This is a genomic window from Pseudoalteromonas translucida KMM 520, from assembly GCF_001465295.1.
Classification (GTDB): Bacteria; Pseudomonadota; Gammaproteobacteria; order Enterobacterales; family Alteromonadaceae; genus Pseudoalteromonas; species Pseudoalteromonas translucida.
Genome location: NZ_CP011034.1, coordinates 3,123,617 through 3,141,257, shown reverse-complemented (window position 1 = coordinate 3,141,257; position 17,641 = coordinate 3,123,617). Strand labels below are relative to the sequence as shown.

Annotated in this window: 13 protein-coding genes; 7 read left to right on the top strand and 6 right to left on the bottom strand. The window is 40.8% G+C overall.

The window, feature by feature from the left end:
* The first annotated feature begins 254 nt into the window (after positions 1-254).
* From PTRA_RS14465 to PTRA_RS14455, 3 genes are all read left to right on the top strand, one after another.
* Complete coding sequence (locus tag PTRA_RS14465; RefSeq protein WP_058374314.1) at positions 255-617, top strand: hypothetical protein; 363 nt, start codon at positions 255-257, stop codon at positions 615-617.
* Complete coding sequence (locus PTRA_RS14460) at positions 617-2,950, top strand: fatty acid cis/trans isomerase (protein WP_058374313.1); 2,334 nt, start codon at positions 617-619, stop codon at positions 2,948-2,950. The genes PTRA_RS14465 and PTRA_RS14460 overlap by 1 nt, the downstream gene beginning before the upstream one ends.
* A gap of 159 nt (positions 2,951-3,109) precedes the next feature.
* Positions 3,110-4,522 (top strand): ATP-binding cassette domain-containing protein, encoded by a 1,413-nt coding sequence (locus PTRA_RS14455; RefSeq protein WP_058374312.1) that lies wholly within the window; start codon positions 3,110-3,112, stop codon positions 4,520-4,522.
* A gap of 55 nt (positions 4,523-4,577) precedes the next feature.
* Here the strand turns inward: PTRA_RS14455 and PTRA_RS14450 are convergent, their stop codons facing one another.
* The 6 genes from PTRA_RS14450 to PTRA_RS14425 form a co-directional block, all read right to left on the bottom strand.
* Entirely contained in the window at positions 4,578-5,456 is an 879-nt protein-coding gene (locus PTRA_RS14450; protein WP_058374311.1) for a TraB/GumN family protein, read from the bottom strand.
* 50 nt (positions 5,457-5,506) lie between these two features.
* On the bottom strand, positions 5,507-6,940 hold the full coding sequence (locus tag PTRA_RS14445; RefSeq protein ID WP_058374310.1) for a sensor histidine kinase: 1,434 nt from the start codon (positions 6,938-6,940) through the stop codon (positions 5,507-5,509).
* A complete protein-coding gene (locus PTRA_RS14440) occupies positions 6,921-7,595 on the bottom strand; it encodes a response regulator transcription factor (RefSeq protein ID WP_058374309.1) in 675 nt (224 codons plus the stop codon). The genes PTRA_RS14445 and PTRA_RS14440 overlap by 20 nt, the downstream gene beginning before the upstream one ends.
* Before the next feature lie 63 nt (positions 7,596-7,658).
* The gene (locus PTRA_RS14435) at positions 7,659-9,635 is read right to left on the bottom strand and encodes an LTA synthase family protein (RefSeq protein ID WP_058374308.1); all 1,977 of its coding nucleotides are present in this window, start codon (positions 9,633-9,635) and stop codon (positions 7,659-7,661) included.
* Positions 9,626-9,997, bottom strand: coding sequence for a diacylglycerol kinase (locus PTRA_RS14430; protein WP_058374307.1), 372 nt, complete (start codon positions 9,995-9,997; stop codon positions 9,626-9,628). Before PTRA_RS14430 ends, PTRA_RS14435 begins: the two co-directional genes overlap by 10 nt.
* Positions 9,994-11,664 carry a phosphoethanolamine transferase gene (locus tag PTRA_RS14425; RefSeq protein WP_058374306.1) on the bottom strand — a complete coding sequence of 557 codons (1,671 nt, stop codon included), beginning with the start codon at positions 11,662-11,664 and terminating at the stop codon, positions 9,994-9,996. Before PTRA_RS14425 ends, PTRA_RS14430 begins: the two co-directional genes overlap by 4 nt.
* A gap of 540 nt (positions 11,665-12,204) precedes the next feature.
* On the opposite strand from PTRA_RS14425, the gene ilvG reads away from it, so the two are divergent.
* The 4 genes from ilvG to ilvA all read left to right on the top strand — a co-directional run bounded on the left by ilvG (position 12,205) and on the right by ilvA (position 17,605).
* Positions 12,205-13,854, top strand: coding sequence for an acetolactate synthase 2 catalytic subunit (gene ilvG / locus PTRA_RS14420; RefSeq protein ID WP_058374305.1), 1,650 nt, complete (start codon positions 12,205-12,207; stop codon positions 13,852-13,854).
* Entirely contained in the window at positions 13,851-14,093 is a 243-nt protein-coding gene (ilvM, locus tag PTRA_RS14415; protein ID WP_058374304.1) for an acetolactate synthase 2 small subunit, read from the top strand. The genes ilvG and ilvM overlap by 4 nt, the downstream gene beginning before the upstream one ends.
* A 99-nt stretch (positions 14,094-14,192) precedes the next feature.
* Complete coding sequence (gene ilvD, locus PTRA_RS14410) at positions 14,193-16,049, top strand: dihydroxy-acid dehydratase (RefSeq protein ID WP_058374303.1); 1,857 nt, start codon at positions 14,193-14,195, stop codon at positions 16,047-16,049.
* Between the two features lie 2 nt (positions 16,050-16,051).
* A complete protein-coding gene (gene ilvA / locus PTRA_RS14405) occupies positions 16,052-17,605 on the top strand; it encodes a threonine ammonia-lyase, biosynthetic (protein ID WP_058374302.1) in 1,554 nt (517 codons plus the stop codon).
* Positions 17,606-17,641: the final 36 nt, after the last annotated feature.

The following is a 17,641-nucleotide window of genomic DNA, read 5'->3' as shown; positions in this document are numbered from 1 at the left end:
GATTCGGGCTTTTTTACGTCTGCAGGAAAGTGAAATCTGGGTATAAATACGCTACAAATAATATCAATACTGCGAATGAGATTAAACCTAACTTGTGAGTATGATTGAATTGATAATGTAGTTATTCTTTTTTTATCACTAAATACAGCATGTAGTCGTAGTTACTGTTGATAACTTTCGCTAATTTTTGATCTTATTATTTGCTATAATCGTTTTATAAATAGCCTGTATAGCCGTATTGAGAGATCAGCACAATGGAATTTGAACAAGATAGCACTTTAACCCTTCCTTTATTTCTTTTTGATGACACTTTAAGTGACAGAGATTTAGAACAGCCTGACTTTGAAATTTCATTGCCACTAGATGACGAATTACTGACTCAACTATGTCAAAACCCTAGTGAAGATAGCAGTATTGCAATTAGTGTTGTGAGCTATCAGCTAACTATAATTAATCCTGAGCTGGCAGGTATTGCAGGGCAACAGCATGATGCACAATTAACTTTAACCCGCGGGCCATTACTAAGTGCAGTACTAATTACAGCAGATCAACAAACTTTTGTTTCTCCACAAATGGATATGATGCCTACGTTTGATTTAGGCGATGAGGACGAATGATGAGAAAAGTTGTAATAAGTACGCTAATACTGATTATTTTAAGTGGTTGTGCATATTTAGGTAATGCTCATTACAATGATTTATTTGGCCCTGAGCAAACACAAGATCGTATGGTTTCACATAGTACAATTGAGGGGGCTGATTTTTTACAAAATGTAAAGCCCGTGCTTGATACCCGCTGTGTAGTTTGCCACGGCTGCTACGATGCGCCATGTCAGCTTAAGCTTTCATCTCCCGAAGGGATTGACCGAGGTTTAAGTAAAGAGCTGGTTTATGATGGCATGCGTTTATCAGCCACTACACCGAGCCGTTTGTTATTTGACGCTGACAATACTCAGCAATGGCGAGATAAAAATTTTTCGCCAGTGTTAAATGAGCGCGAGCAAAGCTTAGAAGCAAACTTAGCCGGCAGTGTGTTATTTAATAGCTTAGTGTTAAAGCAAAGCGCTCCGCTACCCGCTAATGAAGTATTAGATGATGAGTTTGATTTTTCGTTAAGTCGCTCGCAAACCTGTGCCACTATGGGAGAGTTTGATAGGTTAGCGGATGATCAACCGCATGCTGGAATGCCTTACGGTTTACCAGGCGTATCGCGTGAGGAGTTTAAGCACTTACAAAATTGGCTGAAAAATGGCGGCAAAATGGCCAATATTGCACCACCAACAGCGTTCGAGCTACAGCAAATTAAGCGTTGGGAAGCATTTTTAAATCAAGATAGTTTAAAGTATCAGCTTTCTGCGCGTTATATTTACGAGCATTGGTTTTTGGCAAATATCTATTTCACTCCACAAAACACGCAAACCTTTTTTAAATTAGTGCGCTCAAGTACACCACCCGGTGAAGAAATTAAACTCATTAGCACACGTCGTCCTTATGATGATCCTAATGTTGAACGTGTTTACTATAGAATGATGCATGAACGCTCAACTATTTTATCAAAAACACATTTGCCACTTAAATTAAATGATGAAAAGCTAACGCGTTTATATCAGCAGTTTATAGAGCCTGAATATACGGTAGCGAGCATGCCAAGCTATGAGCCAAAGGCTGCCTCTAATCCTTTTAAAACCTATGAAGTGATTCCAATCGACTCAAAATATCAGTTTATGCTTGATGAAGCTGAGTTAATAATTATGGGCTTTATTAAAGGGCCGGTTTGTCGTGGGCAAATTGCACTTAACGTCATAAATGATCATTTTTGGGTTGCATTTGCTGATCCTAAAAAAGTGGCTACTCCTGCTGTAGGCGAGATGCTGATTCAGCACGAAGATGCGCTTGAGCTACCTGCCGCTGAAGAAAGTAACGCATTAGCGATTAAAAGCTGGATTAAATATTCGGTGCGCGAAAAACGTTACTTAAAAGCTAAAGTTGAGTTGGCTAATGAGCTGTTTAAAAATGGCGATCACTTAACCACTAATTTATTATGGAAAGGTGATGGTGTTAATAAAAATGCAGCGTTAACTGTGTTTCGTCACTCAGACAGTGCCACAGTAGTGAAAGGCTTAATTGGTCAAGAGCCTAAAACTATGTGGGTGCTTGATTATGCTTTATTTGAGCGCATTCATTACTTATTAGTTGCTGGATTTGATGTGTACGGCAATGTAGGGCACCAACTGGTTACTCGTTTATATATGGATTTTTTACGTTTAGAGGGGGAGGGTAACTTTCTTGGTCTATTACCTGAAGATAAACGAGAGCAAATTAAAAGTAGTTGGTATCGTAAGTCACCACCTAGCTTATCTAAGTTCTTTAAAAATAACGAAGAGTTTAGCCAGCCTAGTGGAATAGTTTATAAAACGGATGATCCGCAACATGAGCTTTATGGCTTAATTAAAACGGCGTTATCGCCCGTACTTAGCGAGCATTACGATTACACTAGCGTACCAGAGCCATTAGCAAGTGTTAATACTATGCCAGTTAAGGCAATTAACTTATTGCCACCAGTGTCTTATGTATTGGTTAAACAAACAGATAATAGCCATAAAGCGTATACTATTATTCATCATAACGCGCATTACAATATTTCTAGCTTACTTAACGAAGATGGTCAGCGAGCTTTTGAAGAAGATACTGTCACTCTAGTCCCTGGTTTTATAGGTGATTATCCAAGTGCTATTTGGTATTTAAATAATCAACAGCAAGTTGCAGCATTTGCAGAGCAGTTACCACTGATGCAAATTGAAGCTGATTATCGTGCGTTAAAATCTAAGTTTGGTATTCGCCGTACTCATCCACAATTTTGGCAGTACAGCGATATTTTACATCAGGCTGCTAAGCAGTATCGTGGTGTTGAATACGGTATGTTTGACTATAATCGCTTAGAAAATCGCTAGTTTTAATGAACTAAACGAAAGCCCAGCACTAAGTTGCTGGGCTTTTTATTGCTTGCTGTTTATTACTTGAAATAATTTACAGCGCAGAAAATAGCGGTTGCTTCGAAGTTTAACTTTGCGGTAGTTTAAATTAAGTAGAATAAATAATAAGAGTAAGCAGTGCAGTCAATTCAGCTTCAAGCATTTAGTGGCTATTTACTAAGCCAAGGGCAAAGTCGCTATCATATTAATAACCTAAGTTGGCAGGTTAACCAAGGCGAGCATTGGTTGTTACTTGGCGCTAATGGTGCCGGTAAGTCGGCTATTACTGCTGCGTTAGCTGGCGAAGCTAAACACAGTAGTGGTGAGCGCCGTTGCAATATAGATACTGTGCAATTAGTTTCATCTGATGCGCAAAAACAGCTTATTAATAAAGAACTAAAAAATGACAAACAAAGCTCAGTGAAAGAGCTGTTACTGGGTACAGCCAATTATGATACTGAGTTGGCGCAGCGTTTAATTAATATATTAGACTTTGAAAAATTACTAGAGCGTCATTTTAGGGAGCTTTCAACCGGAGAAACGCGAAAGTTATTATTAATTAAAGCGCTGAGTTCGCGTCCTAATTTAGTGGTGCTTGATGAGCCCTTTGACGGGCTTGATGTAGAGTCGAGTGCTGCGCTTAATATGATTTTGGCGCAGCTAAGTGAGTATATTAGTTTTGTGTTTGTAGTGAATCGTGTAGACGAAATCCCCTCTTTTATTAGTCATTATGGTTATGTAAATCAAGGATGTTTACAGCATGTTTTAGCACACCCAAATGCAGAGCAAATAGCCGACTTACTCAAGTTACTGCACTTAGAGCACAGCCAACTGAATATTCCAGAGCGAGATAGCGCACAAGTTCAAGGAGTGTTTACGGGTAATACTTTGGTAAAGCTAAGCCAAGCAAGCGTAAGTTATAGTGGTTTGAGTATTTTTACAGGGCTTGATTGGACTATTAATAAACATCAGCACTGGCAGCTAAGTGGTAAAAATGGCTCAGGTAAAACCTGTTTATTAAACTTAATTACTGGCGATAATCCGCAGTGTTATAGCAACAATATTGAAGTGTTTGGCTTTAAGCGCGGCACAGGGGAGAGTATTTGGGATATAAAGCAACATATTGGCTTTATATCGAATGCGCTACACATGGATTATAGGGTAAGTATATCGGCATTAAATACTATTATTTCTGGCTTTTACGACAGTATAGGTTTGTATCAAACCCCAAGTGACACACAAATTAATATTGGCAAACAATGGCTCGCGTTAATAGGTTTGGACGAGCAATATAATACCTCGTTTACTCAGTTATCGTATGGCGATCAGCGGTTATTACTTATTGCTCGCGCTATGGTTAAGCACCCAACCTTGCTTATTTTAGACGAGCCCTGTTTAGGGTTAGATGAGGCAAACCGACAGCGAGTACTATTATTGATTGAAAAAATATGTGCAGCAGGCAGTAGCACAGTAATTTATGTAAACCATCATGCGGCGGATAAAATTAAAGGGATAGAGAATTACTTAAAAATGGAAGATTTTAAGCCGTAAGAATAATGTGAGCCACTATTTGGCAGGCTCACATTGTTGTTAGTATTAGCTAAGGTTACAGGCGAGTAACGTTAAAGCCTTTATCTTTTAATTGTTTAAGTAAGCCGTGTTGTTCAGGTAAGTGCAGTGCGCCTACAGCAATAAATAGTTGCTCGTTTACTAAGCGCGGTGTTAGTTGTTTAATCCAGTTATTGTTGCGGTTAATGAGCATTACTTGCTCACTAATTTCACCGTAATTACTATCATCAAAACTAGTATTGTAATAATTGGTTAGAGTTTGCATATCGCCATTTTTCCAAGCATCAACTAGCTTAATAAAGTAGGTGTTAATGTCGGCAAGCTGCTCAAAGGTTTCTGCAATCATTTCATTACTTAATAATTCCATACCATCAAACATTTGTAGTTGTTGTTCAAGAGTCTCCAGCTCCCCTACTTTAATATCTTCACTTTTGGCGTAAGCGAGTACTTGCTTATCAATGCCTGTTTTATCTGAATAACCGGCATTTTGAAACTCAATTTGCATCATAGTTACCATTACTGCCCATGGCTTTAAGCCATTAAACATAGCTACATCAATCGACTTTTTGGCAAAATAATCCTTAAGTTTATTGTAATTTTCTGCAGAGAGCTCAGTTTGTAATGTTTTACCGTTGCCTAGCATCATAAATGGCATAGAGCGCTGTTGCATTTGCAGTGGCGTTAGTTTGCTTATATCTACCTCTACAATAACTTGAGAGCTTGCATCAATTGCATCAGTTACATTTTTTGGCAGGCCTTGCATGCTGGCGTCGCCTACGTGCACAGTGCCAAATAAATAGGAATTAACTCCGTTTTTTTCTATTTGGTATAACGCAGGAGCTGCATAGCTGTTAAGGCTAAATGTTATAAGTAACGCCACAATAAAAAAGTGGCTAATACGGAGCAGAGCGTTCATGGTTTATCCTTAAAATCTCGAAAATAAGTAGTGCAAATACTAACCTAAATTTACCCGGTGGGTAACGTTAATATAAACGTTAGCGTATTGTTTTCGGTATTACTAGCCGTAATAGTAAAGCCATTTAAGTTACATAAGCTTTGCACAATAGATAATCCTAAACCGTGACGCTGGTTATTAGTTCTAGCTGAATCTAGCTGATAAAGCGGGTCGAAAATAGCTTGTAATTGTTGTTCGCTCAATGCTGTAGCCACTTTATTACTTAATGAAATAATAATGGATTTTGGATTACTTACAGCACTTAATTCGATGTTGTGCTGCGTTAAACCATAAAATAACGCGTTATCTATTAAATTACATAAAATAGTATTAAGGCTAAACTCGTCAGCAATAATGGTTACATTATTTGCAATAGTATTATTTATACGGGTGGCAATATTAGGGTGTTTAAAGGTTAGCTCGTTAATTGTTTGCTTGACCAAATTATTTAAAACGATAGTTTGCGCGTTTAATTCTATGCTGCTAGTTGAGCGCTGCAATAAGAGCAGGTTGTTTACAATGGTTTTCATACGTTCAGAAATACTTAGTACGTCACTGGTATAGGTATCGCTAATACGCTTGTCATCTGGGTATTTAAGTGCGACCTCAGATAAGCTTATTAGCTCTGCAATGGGAGTTTTAAGCTCGTGGGCTATATCGCTGGTAAGGCGTTTTTCATTACTGTAAAGCTGCTGATTAGTAGTAATGAATTTATTGAGCTCATTGCGTATAGGCTCTAACTCTTCAACTTTAAAGTCGCTTTCTATAGTTTGTGCCACACCTGTAATATCAAGGCGTTTTATTTGCTCGTTTAGGCTATGTAGCGGAAACAGCCCTTTATTTACAATGCGTGTAACCAAGTAGCGCACGGCAAATACACCAATCACACAGGTGAGAATAAACACTACATCAATAATGATCAGTACTTTATTAAGCTCGGCCGTTGGGGCTGCTATTGCTAGGGTCATACTGTTAATAGTGGCAGATGCGTTGGTATTTCTAATATCTTGTTTAGCAACAAAGTGGCTTATAAGTACTCGGCCGCTTTGCTCGTTAGGTAGGTCGTAATCAATTATTTTAGATTCGTTTATCGGTAGTTCTAAAAAAGGCAGTTGAGTGTTTTTATACAGCTGTAACGATTGAGAACGCTCAAACACCTCGCTGCCATGCCATAATTGATAAAATTCACTGGCGTCGGCTTGTTCGTATTCCGACATGAATTTACCCGAAAATTCAAACTCAACTGTACCGTTGTCATCTTCTACTAAGGTTTTTAAGTAATTGGCTTTATTAGTAAGGGACTGATTGAACTGATCTTCCACCCAAGTATCAACACTTAAATCAACAGTTAAAAATATGGTGAATAATATAACGGAGATCACCGCGCTAATATTATTCACGAGTTTACGTTTTATTGAGTGACTTTTACTTTGTTGTTGCGACATAACCAAATCCACGTTTATTTTTTATAGGGAGTTCGCCATCAAACTGTCTTACTTTTTTACGTATGGTTGATATATGTGCTTCAAGCGCATTTTTAGAGAGCATATCGAACTGACCGACCACAGCTTCACTTATAAGCTCCAGCCCTAATACTCGCTCGGGGGCATTAAATAAGCATTCTATTATTTTGTATTCATTGCGAGTGAGTTCAATAGCATGTTGCTGGTAGTGAAGTGTTTTAAGCGAAAGATCTAATACGCAGTCACCTACAGTAAGCGTATTTTGTTGGTTTTGCAGTGAACCACGGCGAAGTAGCGCAAGCACGCGAGCGTGAAGTTCTTCAAACGAAAACGGCTTAGTTAAGTAGTCATCAGCCCCTTTCATAAGGCCATTTATTTTATCTTGAGGCTCACTTCGAGCAGATAAAATAAGCACACGGCTTTGGCTATTACTGCTGCGCAGTGCTTGCAAAATACTCATACCATCAACACTGGGTAGCATTAAATCAAGTAATATCAAGTCGTAGTTTCCACTAAGTGCCATGCTCAATCCTTCTGAGCCATCACCGGTTTCATCTACGGTAAAACCAAGGTTGCTAAGGCCAACTTGTAGGCTGCGCCTGAGTGCTTCTGAGTCTTCAATAACGAGAATGTTCATCTTTGCTCGATTTGTAAAAATAGCCTTGTTACTTTAACAAGGCTTTATTATCAAGTCACTTTGTTAATGATACCAACCATTTGTATAAGCTAAGTTACCTAGGTTGGCATGGGCTAGGGCTTTTTTTATCAGTTGCTCATCGTTTTCACATGGCACAAGCTGATTATTACTATACGTATAGGTGGTTGCTGGTTTTTGCGGTTGTAGCACCACCACTTTATTATCGTGCATGTAGGCAAAGTTTTTGTCGTATTGCATCATTGCACGTTGTTTGTTGTTAATTGGTTTTGATAAATCATGACCTATCATAGGGTGTTTGCCACTTACGCCAATTAAAGATAGCAAAGTAACGGGAATATCGAGTTGGCTGGCTAGTTGATTATCGCGTTTATGGGCAATGTCTTTACCAAAAATAACCGCCGGAATTCTAAAGTGATCAATTGGCACCAAGCTAGCACCTGATACACGCGAGTCGTGATCGGCTATTACAATAAATACTGTATCGTCCCAGTAGCTCGACTTTTTAGCTTTTTCGATAAATGTACCTAGCGCGTAGTCAGCGTATTTTGCCGCATTATTGCGGGTTTGTTTTTGTTTGTCGTACAGGGTTATTTTATCGTCAGGAAATTCATACGGGCTATGGTTGGAGCTGGAAAATATAAGACTTAAAAAGGGTTTATTTTGTTTTTTAAGTTTAGTGAGTTCAATATCAGCTTGGTCGTATAAGTCTTCGTCTGATGCGCCCCACGAGCCATTAAAGTCTATTTTATTAAAGTTATTGGTATCTACAATATCTTTAAAGCCATTACCTAAAAAGAAGCTTCGCATGTTATCAAAGTGGCTTTCGCCGCCATAAATAAATTGGGTGTTATAATTTTGCTTCGCTAAAAAGTCAGCGATAGTAAAAAAGTCACGTTGTGATTTATCAAGTTTAACAACCGCACGCGAAGGTGTGGGCGTAAAGCCTGTAATTACCGCTTCAATACCACGAACCGAGCGCGTGCCAGTGGCATATAAATTATCAAACCCCCAACCTTGCTGATAAAGTGCGTCAATATTAGGTGTAAGCGGTAAACCACCAAGTGTGCCTACGTAACGTGCGCCTAAGCTTTCTTGTAAAATAATCACCAGATTTTTTGGTTTACCTGTATTGCTTGCAGTATGAAACGTTTTTGTAGGTGCGGTTGAATCGCTAAATGAGGCCTGCGTATTTTGCATATTACTGCGTACAATGCTGAGCAGTTCATCTGCTGGCATTTTTCCGTAATAGTCTTGGCTTGATTGCTCGTTAGAGAGCTGCTTAACCGCAAACGCTACGCTATAAAGTGAGTTAAGGGTTAAGTCGTTAAGTAAGTGATCGGTCGAAAATGACACCATGGCTGGGTTAAGCGGTCTGTGCCCTAATGAATTACGCGCACCTAAAATAGTTAAGCACACTAAAACGAGTGCTAAAATTGATTGATTTAACCTTGTTAGTGACGACCTACTTTGCCATTGATGGCTAAATACTTTACCTGCAAATTTGCAGCTTAAAATAAGTGCTGCAATAGCAATAAGCACTTCTAATTTATAGCCCGAAAAAATCATTTTTGAAACTTCTTTAGGATAAATTAAATACTCTATAAATAAGCGGTTTGGGCGCAAGTCATACTCGTTTATAAACGTAGGGGTAATCACTTCAAAAAAAACGAGTAAAGCAGATATAACCACTAAGTAGATTTTAATTAGGCTGCGTACTTTATTTTGCCAACCTACGCTTTGCATAAGTAAAGTAAGTAGTAATGCGGGCATAATAAGGTAGCTTAATGTGGCTATATCAACTCTTAAGCCACCTACAAATATAGAAAACCACGCATGCGATCCAAATACACGTTCGCCTTGCCATACACTTAAACTAAAGCGAGCAAGTGTTAAAAAGCTAAGGGCTAAAACAGCAAATACAACAAAAATCCATACCGGTCCAAGTGTATTTTTTACCTGAGGTATTACTTTAAATATTAACCTCGTTATTTTAGGTATAAAATTTAGCTTTAAGCCCATAACACAGCCCACCAAATAAGTGCGGCAATTAACATGGCTACAAATACACTGGCAGAGGCTATATCTTTAGCTAGCCCCGAAAGCTCATGGTATTCGCTGCCAATCCTATCAACTACAACCTCAACTGCTGTATTTACTAGCTCAGCAAACAATACAAAAAGCAGGCTGGCTATAAGCAGTAATTTGTCGCTTAGTGCAATTTCTTGTAGCCACACAAACACACCAAGTAACGAAAATAGTGCCAGCTCTTGTTGAAACGCAGCTTCAAATCGACTCATCCATTTTAAGCCGTTAAAAGAATGGCTTAAGGTAAAAATAAGGCGCATTAAGCCTTGGCGTTTTATAACGGTTTTATTGCTCATAGTTGTACTTCGCTTGGTGTTGTTTGGCAGCTAGCAAGTAGATCAAGCGATGCCTGATACGTTTTGCTGTTAATGCCAATTAAATTTAAAAGGGTGTGAAAAATATTGTTGTGTGAGCGTGCAGCACTGGTGTCTAAATTAGCTAAGCAGGTATTGGTAATGCGCTGATTATGCTCATCAGCCCACATATAAAGTGGTACGTGGGTTTGTGTGCTAGGCGCAAAGCTATACGGGAAACCATGTAAATAAGCACCACCCTCACCAAGTGATTCACCATGATCTGACACATATAAAAATTGTTTATCTATATTGTTTGGTAGCGCTTTTAATTGCTCAATTACTTGGGCGTTAACAAAGTCGCTGTACGCAATGGTGTTGTCGTAGGTATTCACTAGTTGTTCGGCAGAGCAGTTTTGAATGTCGCTTCTGTCGCAAGTTGGGGTAAATTGCTTAAATTGTTTAGGGTAGCGTTTAAAATAGGTTGGCCCGTGTGAGCCCATCATATGTAGCACAATCACGGTATTAGCTTGGGTTAAATTAGCCAGTTTGTGTTTAAGTGGAGCCAATAGCGCTTCATCAAAGCAGTACTTACCATCACACAAGGTGGATTTTTCTGTAGGTATGTCGATAGTAACTACTCGCGTACATACGTCTTTACAACCGCTGTTGTTATCAACCCAGAGTACATCACTGCCTGCGTGCTGGGCCAAATCAATTAGGTTTTGCTGGCTGTCGGCTTCGAGTCGGTCAAAATTTGTTTGTGTTTGCAACGAGAACATACAGGGCACAGATACCGCTGTAGCCGTGCCGCAAGACGCCACATTATTAAAGTAAGTAACGCCGTGTTTTTGGGTGTAAAGATTGGTGTTACGTTTATAACCTTGATAAGCAAAGTTTTCTGCTCGTGCAGTTTCACCAACCACTATCACGGTTACGCTGCTGGTATTAGGCGCAATTAGGCTAGGTGCTGCATCTATATTCTTAAATTCCATATCGGTATACAGCAGCTGATCGCGCATATATTTATAGCCGCTAGAGAGATACTGAAATGGAATAATTTCTTTTTTCAAAATGCGGTTATTGCGGCCCGTTGCAGCATAGTCGGCATAAAAGTTTGTAACCACCAATGCAATAAGCGCCAAACATGCTACTACTAGCTTTATGCGGCTAAGTACTTCTTGGTGAGGACGGGTAAAGTGTATTTTTATTTTACTTAAAACAAAAACAGGCAAGGCACAAAACAGCAGTAAAAAGCCAATAAGCTGCGGATTTAAATAGCTTAAGGCTTCACTTGAATCAGTTTCGAAGGTGTTTTGGATCATGGAATAATCAAACACCACGCCATAATTTAAGGTGCCGTAAAGTGCTGCACTGGAAATAACCAGTAAAAAGTAATTAAGGGGTTTTAATAGCCACCTAACCGACACCATCGAAAAAAATATAATTAGCAGGCAGAGCAGTAATAGCGGTACTGAAAACAAAAATAGCCACGAAAAAGAAGCTAAAGAAGTAATGGCGCTAAAAGAGCCATGAATGAATGGAATATTTATAACCAAGCAATAGTAGCAGGCAATCATTATTACAAAAGCATTGGCGCTACAGTGAATGTAAAACCGTTTACCACGATTAGGTTTTTGCTGTGTAGATGTAGGGCTAAGTGAGTGCATATTTAGGCTCGTTTAAAATAACAACGCCATGTTATGCAACAACACTTAAGAATTACTTAAGAGAAGCTGCGCATTTCCTGAGGGGGTAAAATAAATTAATTCTCGGGGTATTATTAAAAATTAATCAAACCATAAAAAGGGCATATTAGAATAGGGAATTTATAGCGATTAACTATTCACATAAAAAAACCACAGCAGATAATTAAAGTGAATATTAAAACCACTTAAATTGCTTATTTGTCTTTTATTTGAATTGAATTTGATGTTGACTTAAGGGGCTCTGCGCGGTATTAATATAAAAAGAGAGCAAAGGAATAACCTTTGCGATAATTTAACAACATTTGGTATTAATTACATGCTTGCAAACGCACTAAACCTAGTCCTGATTATTATCGTGGTGATTATTCCCGCGAGGGCTTCGTAGTGCTTTAAAAAACTTAAGCATTTAAAAGCCCTCCGCACTTAACCGTTCGGGGGGCTTTTTGGTTTTAGCGGCAAAATATGTGATTGAATTGTCACTGAGGAATGAGGGTTTTATTAATGACAGGCGCAGAATTAACAATAGATTTATTAGCCAAACACGGTGTAAAAGAAGTATTTGGCTACCCAGGCGGAGCTATTATGCCAATTTACGATGCTTTGTATGGCGCGCCAGTCAAGCACTACCTTACTCGGCATGAGCAAGGTGCAGGCTTTGCGGCAGTAGGCTTTGCTCGTAGTACGGGTAAATTAGGAGTGTGTTTTGCAACGTCAGGCCCTGGTGCCACTAACTTAATTACCGCTCTTGCCGATGCGATGATGGACTCAGTGCCATTATTAGCAATTACCGGGCAAGTACCTACTGCAGCGATTGGTTCAGATGCCTTTCAGGAGATAGATGTATTAGGTATGTCGCTGTCGTGTACTAAGCACAGTTACATGGTAGAGCGAGCCGAAGATTTAGCCGAAATACTGCAAGAGGCCATGCACTTAGCGCAAAGCGGTCGCCCAGGACCGGTACTCGTAGATATTCCAAAAGACATTCAAATGGCGCAAGTGCCATTTCAGCCTTGGCTAGCAGCCGATGAGTACTTACCAGAGCTAGATTTAAAGCAAGTTGCTATTGCCAATCAATTACTTAGTGAGGCTAAACAGCCAGTGGCTTATGTAGGTGGTGGAGTCCAATCAGCAGATGCACAAGCCCAGTTGATGCAGTTTTTAAATAAAACCCACATGCCAGCGGTTGCTACTCTAAAAGCGCTGGGCAGTGTGTTACCCGATTACGAGTATTACTTAGGTATGCTAGGTATGCATGGCGGCCAAGCAGCTAACTTAGCGGTGCAAGAATGTGATGTACTAGTGTGCATTGGGGCGCGGTTTGATGACCGTGTTACCGGCAACTTAGCTAAGTTTGCTGCAAACGCTAAAGTAATTCATTTAGATATAGACGCCGCAGAAGTCGGTAAGCGTAAACCAGCTAAAGCTTCTTTAATTGCTGACTTAAAAACGTCCTTACCTGCACTAGAGTGCTTTGTAACCCCGCAAGCATGGTGCGATCATAACAAATCAATGATGGTTAAATATGCATGGCGTTACGACTATCCGGGCGACAAGGTATTTGCACCTTATTTACTTAATCAACTAAGCCAACGTATGCCTAAAACGGGCGTAGTGTGCTGCGATGTAGGTCAGCACCAAATGTGGGTGGCCCAGCATATGAAATTTAATCATCCCAGTAATCACTTAAGTAGTGGTGGTGCAGGCACTATGGGCTTTGGTTTACCTGCGGCAATTGGTGCGCAAGTAGCTCGCCCCGATGACTTTGTTATTACGGTATCGGGTGATGGTTCCATCATGATGAACATTCAAGAGTTGGCAACAATTCGTCGTAATAATTTACCAGTAAAAATACTTATTTTAGATAACCAACGCTTAGGCATGGTACGTCAATGGCAGGAGCTGTTTTTTGAAGAGCGCTACTCAGAAACCGATCTTTCAGATAATCCTGACTTTGTGCAGCTAGCAGCGGTATTTGGTATACCAGGGCAAACCATAACCCATGCTAACCAAGTTGACGATGCAATAACCGCACTGGTTAACAGTAAAGGTCCATACATAGTACATGCCTGCATTGATAATCAAGAAAATGTATGGCCGCTAGTACCGCCAGGTGCAGCTAACGATCAAATGATGACGGGGAAAGCACAATGAAACATAGTTTAACAATCGCCTTAAAAAATCAAAGTATTGCTGTAGAGCGTTTTTTACGCGTAGTACGTCATCGTGGTTTTGACTTAACCCATTTTCAACTCAATATAGACGATGGCCAATACCATGTAACCATGACGGTAGACAGCGATAAGCCAATTCACTTATTAACCAGCCAGCTAAATAAGCTGGTGGATGTAAAAGCCGTTACTTTACAAAATTTACAGCAACAAGCGGTTTAAGTGTGCGTGCAGTAAACAATTACAGAGTGGGTTAATAAACTTACTCAATAACTAAGAATGAGGAATGCTTGCTTATAAAGCAGCAAAACAGAGGTAACCATGGCAAAATTAAGAAGTGCAACAACAACCGAAGGTCGAAAACGTGCAGGTGCTCGTGCATTATGGCGTGCAACAGGAATGACAGATAGCGATTTCGGAAAGCCGATTATTGCGGTTGTAAACTCATTTACACAATTTGTACCTGGGCATGTGCACCTTAATCAGCTGAGTGAACTGATGGGCGAAACCATTACCGCTGCGGGCGGCGTGCCAAAAGAATTTAACACCATAGCGATAGATGATGGTATTGCTATGGGCCATGGTGGCATGCTGTATTCACTGCCATCACGCGACCTAATTGCCGACTCGGTTGAGTACATGGTTAATGGCCACTGCGCCGATGCGATGATCTGTATTTCAAACTGCGACAAAATTACCCCAGGAATGATGCTTGCAGCGCTGCGTTTAAATATTCCGGTTATATTTGTATCGGGTGGCCCGATGGAAGCCGGTAAAACTAAACTTGCTAATATCGATATTAAACTCGATTTGGTAGACGCCATGGTTAAAGGGGCAGATGAGTCGGTAAGTGATGCAGATTCAGAGCAAGTGGAGCGCTCAGCATGTCCTACCTGTGGTTCGTGTTCAGGCATGTTTACTGCCAACTCTATGAACTGTTTACTTGAAGCCATTGGTTTAGCACTACCGGGTAACGGCACTACGCTAGCAACCCACAAGGACCGTAAACAGCTTTATGTTGAAGCGGGCGCACGCATTGTTGATTTGTGCCGCGAGTATTACCAAAAAGATAACCAAGAAGTACTGCCACGCGCGATTGCCAACAAAACAGCCTTTATGAACGCCATGGTAGTAGATATAGCCATGGGCGGCTCGTCAAACACGGTATTGCATTTACTTGCTGCGGCGCAAGAGGCAGGTGTTGATTTTGATATGTCGCACATTGATGCACTATCTCGTAAAACGCCCTTTTTATGTAAAGTAGCACCCGCTACGCCAGAATATCATATTGAAGATGTACACCGCGCTGGTGGCATGATGGCCATTGTACGTGAACTGGGTAAAGCAGGCTTAGTTGATATGTCGGTAAATCATGTTGCTGGGTCAACAATGGCTGAGCTTGTTAAAAAGTGGGATGCAACAGACCCAACTAACGAAGCCGCTCGCAAATTTTATCGTGCAGGCCCTGCGGGTATTCGCACTACTAAAGCAATGAGCCAAGAATGCCGTTGGGATGAGGGCGATAACGACCGCGAACATGGTTGCATTCGTAGTGTTGAACACGCTTTTCGTCAAGATGGCGGTTTAGCCGTATTGTCGGGCAATTTAGCGGTTGATGGCTGTGTTGTAAAGAGTGCGGGTGTGGTTGATGACATGCTACATTTTGAAGGCACTGCCGTGGTGTATGAGTCGCAAGATGATTCGGTAGAAGGTATTTTAAACGGCGAAGTAAAAGCCGGTGATGTAGTGGTTATTCGTTATGAAGGGCCAAAAGGCGGGCCTGGAATGCAAGAAATGCTCTATCCAACCAGTTACTTAAAATCAAAGGGCTTAGCAGAAAAATGTGCCTTGATCACCGATGGTCGTTTTTCTGGCGGCACATCGGGCTTATCAATTGGCCATGTATCACCAGAAGCTGCTAGTGGTGGCGCAATTGCCTACGTTGAAAACGGCGATAAAATAATTATTGATATTGCTACTCGCGAAATTACTTTAGCGCTTAGCGATGCAGAGCTCGAAGCACGTAAACAAAAACAATTAGCGCGTGGCAAGCAGGCTTATAAACCGCTTGATCGTCAGCGTTATGTATCATCTGCGCTTAAAGCGTATGCGCTACTTGCCACCAGTGCCGATAAAGGTGCAGTGCGCGATTTAGCCAAACTAGAGGCGCTTAGTTAATTATGGTTTCTCAAGAACTCGATTATTTTCGTGCAATTATTCAAGCAAACATGGAGCCGCTAGCTAAAGTAACTGAAGTTAGCAAAATGGCTGAGCTCAGTACTAAGCTGGGCAACCATGTGTGGCTAAAACGCGAAGACCAGCAGCCGGTGTACTCATTTAAATTACGCGGTGCATTTAATAAACTTAACAAACTGCCTAAAGGCTCAGTGGTTATTACTGCATCTGCAGGAAATCATGCTCAAGGTGTGGCGCTGAGTGCCTCACATTTAGGGCATCAGGCAACTATAGTTATGCCAGTAACCACCCCAGAAATAAAAGTAAGTGCAGTGCGTGCACTTGGTGGTGAAGTGGTATTACATGGTCATCATTTTGATGCCGCTAAAGCCCATGCGCTAGAACTTACAGAGCAACGCAACGGTATATTTGTCCCGCCATTTGACGACCCAGACGTAATTGTAGGCCAAGGCACAGTAGCCCGTGAGCTAATGCAGCAGTTAAACGAGCTTGATGCGGTATTTATTCCCGTTGGCGGCGGCGGTTTACTTGCTGGTATGGCGGTATATATAAAATCACTGCGCCCAGATATAAAAGTAATAGGGGTAGAAGCCGACGAAAGTGCCTGCTTACAAGCCGCACTAAAAGCGGGTAAACCAGTAGAGCTTGATAGAGTTGGTAGTTTTGCCGATGGTGTGGCGGTTAAAATTATTGGCACTGAAACGTTTAGATTAGCGCAAAAATTTTGCGACGAAGTCGTTACCGTAAGCAGTGATGAGATATGCGCCGCCATGCAAGATATTTTTGTATCTACGCGCGCCATTGCCGAGCCTTCAGGCGCGCTTGCCACTGCCGGGCTGAAAAAGTGGAGTCAGCAATCGGGGTTAAAAGGACTGCATTTAGCTGCGGTGCTTTCGGGGGCTAATTTAAATTTTGATCGCTTACGTTATGTAGCAGAGCGCACCGCACTTGGCGAAAAAAACGAAGCGCTATTAGCCGTTACCATTAATGAAGAAAAAGGCAGTTTTAAACAGTTTTGTGCCTCGTTAGGTGGGCGTGCTATTACCGAGTTTAACTATCGCTATGCAGGCCCCGGCGATGCGCAAATATTTGTAGGTATTGCGCTACGCCAAGGGTTACAAGAGCTAGAAGAGTTAAAGCAAGATCTAACCAATAACAACTACCAATTTTGCGACCTATCGGATAATGAACTCGCTAAGTTACATGTGCGTTATATGGTTGGAGGTAAAGCACCAGAGCAATTACATGAGCGTTTATTGCAGTTTGAGTTTCCTGAATACCCGGGTGCATTAGCACGCTTTTTAGATACCTTAGGTAGTAATTGGAATATTACCTTATTTCATTATCGTAATCATGGTGGCTCTACAGGTAATGTATTAGCAGGTTTTGCAATTGAACCAAGTCAATTTGATCTGTTTAACGAGCACTTAAATCGCTTAGGCTATAGCGTACAAGATGAAACAAATAATCCATGTTTTACCCAGTTTTTAACCTCGCAGCCTCAGGGCAAAAACGTCGATAAACTTGCTTCGGCATAACCCTCTTTATTAGCAAGCATCTCGTTGAGGTGCTTG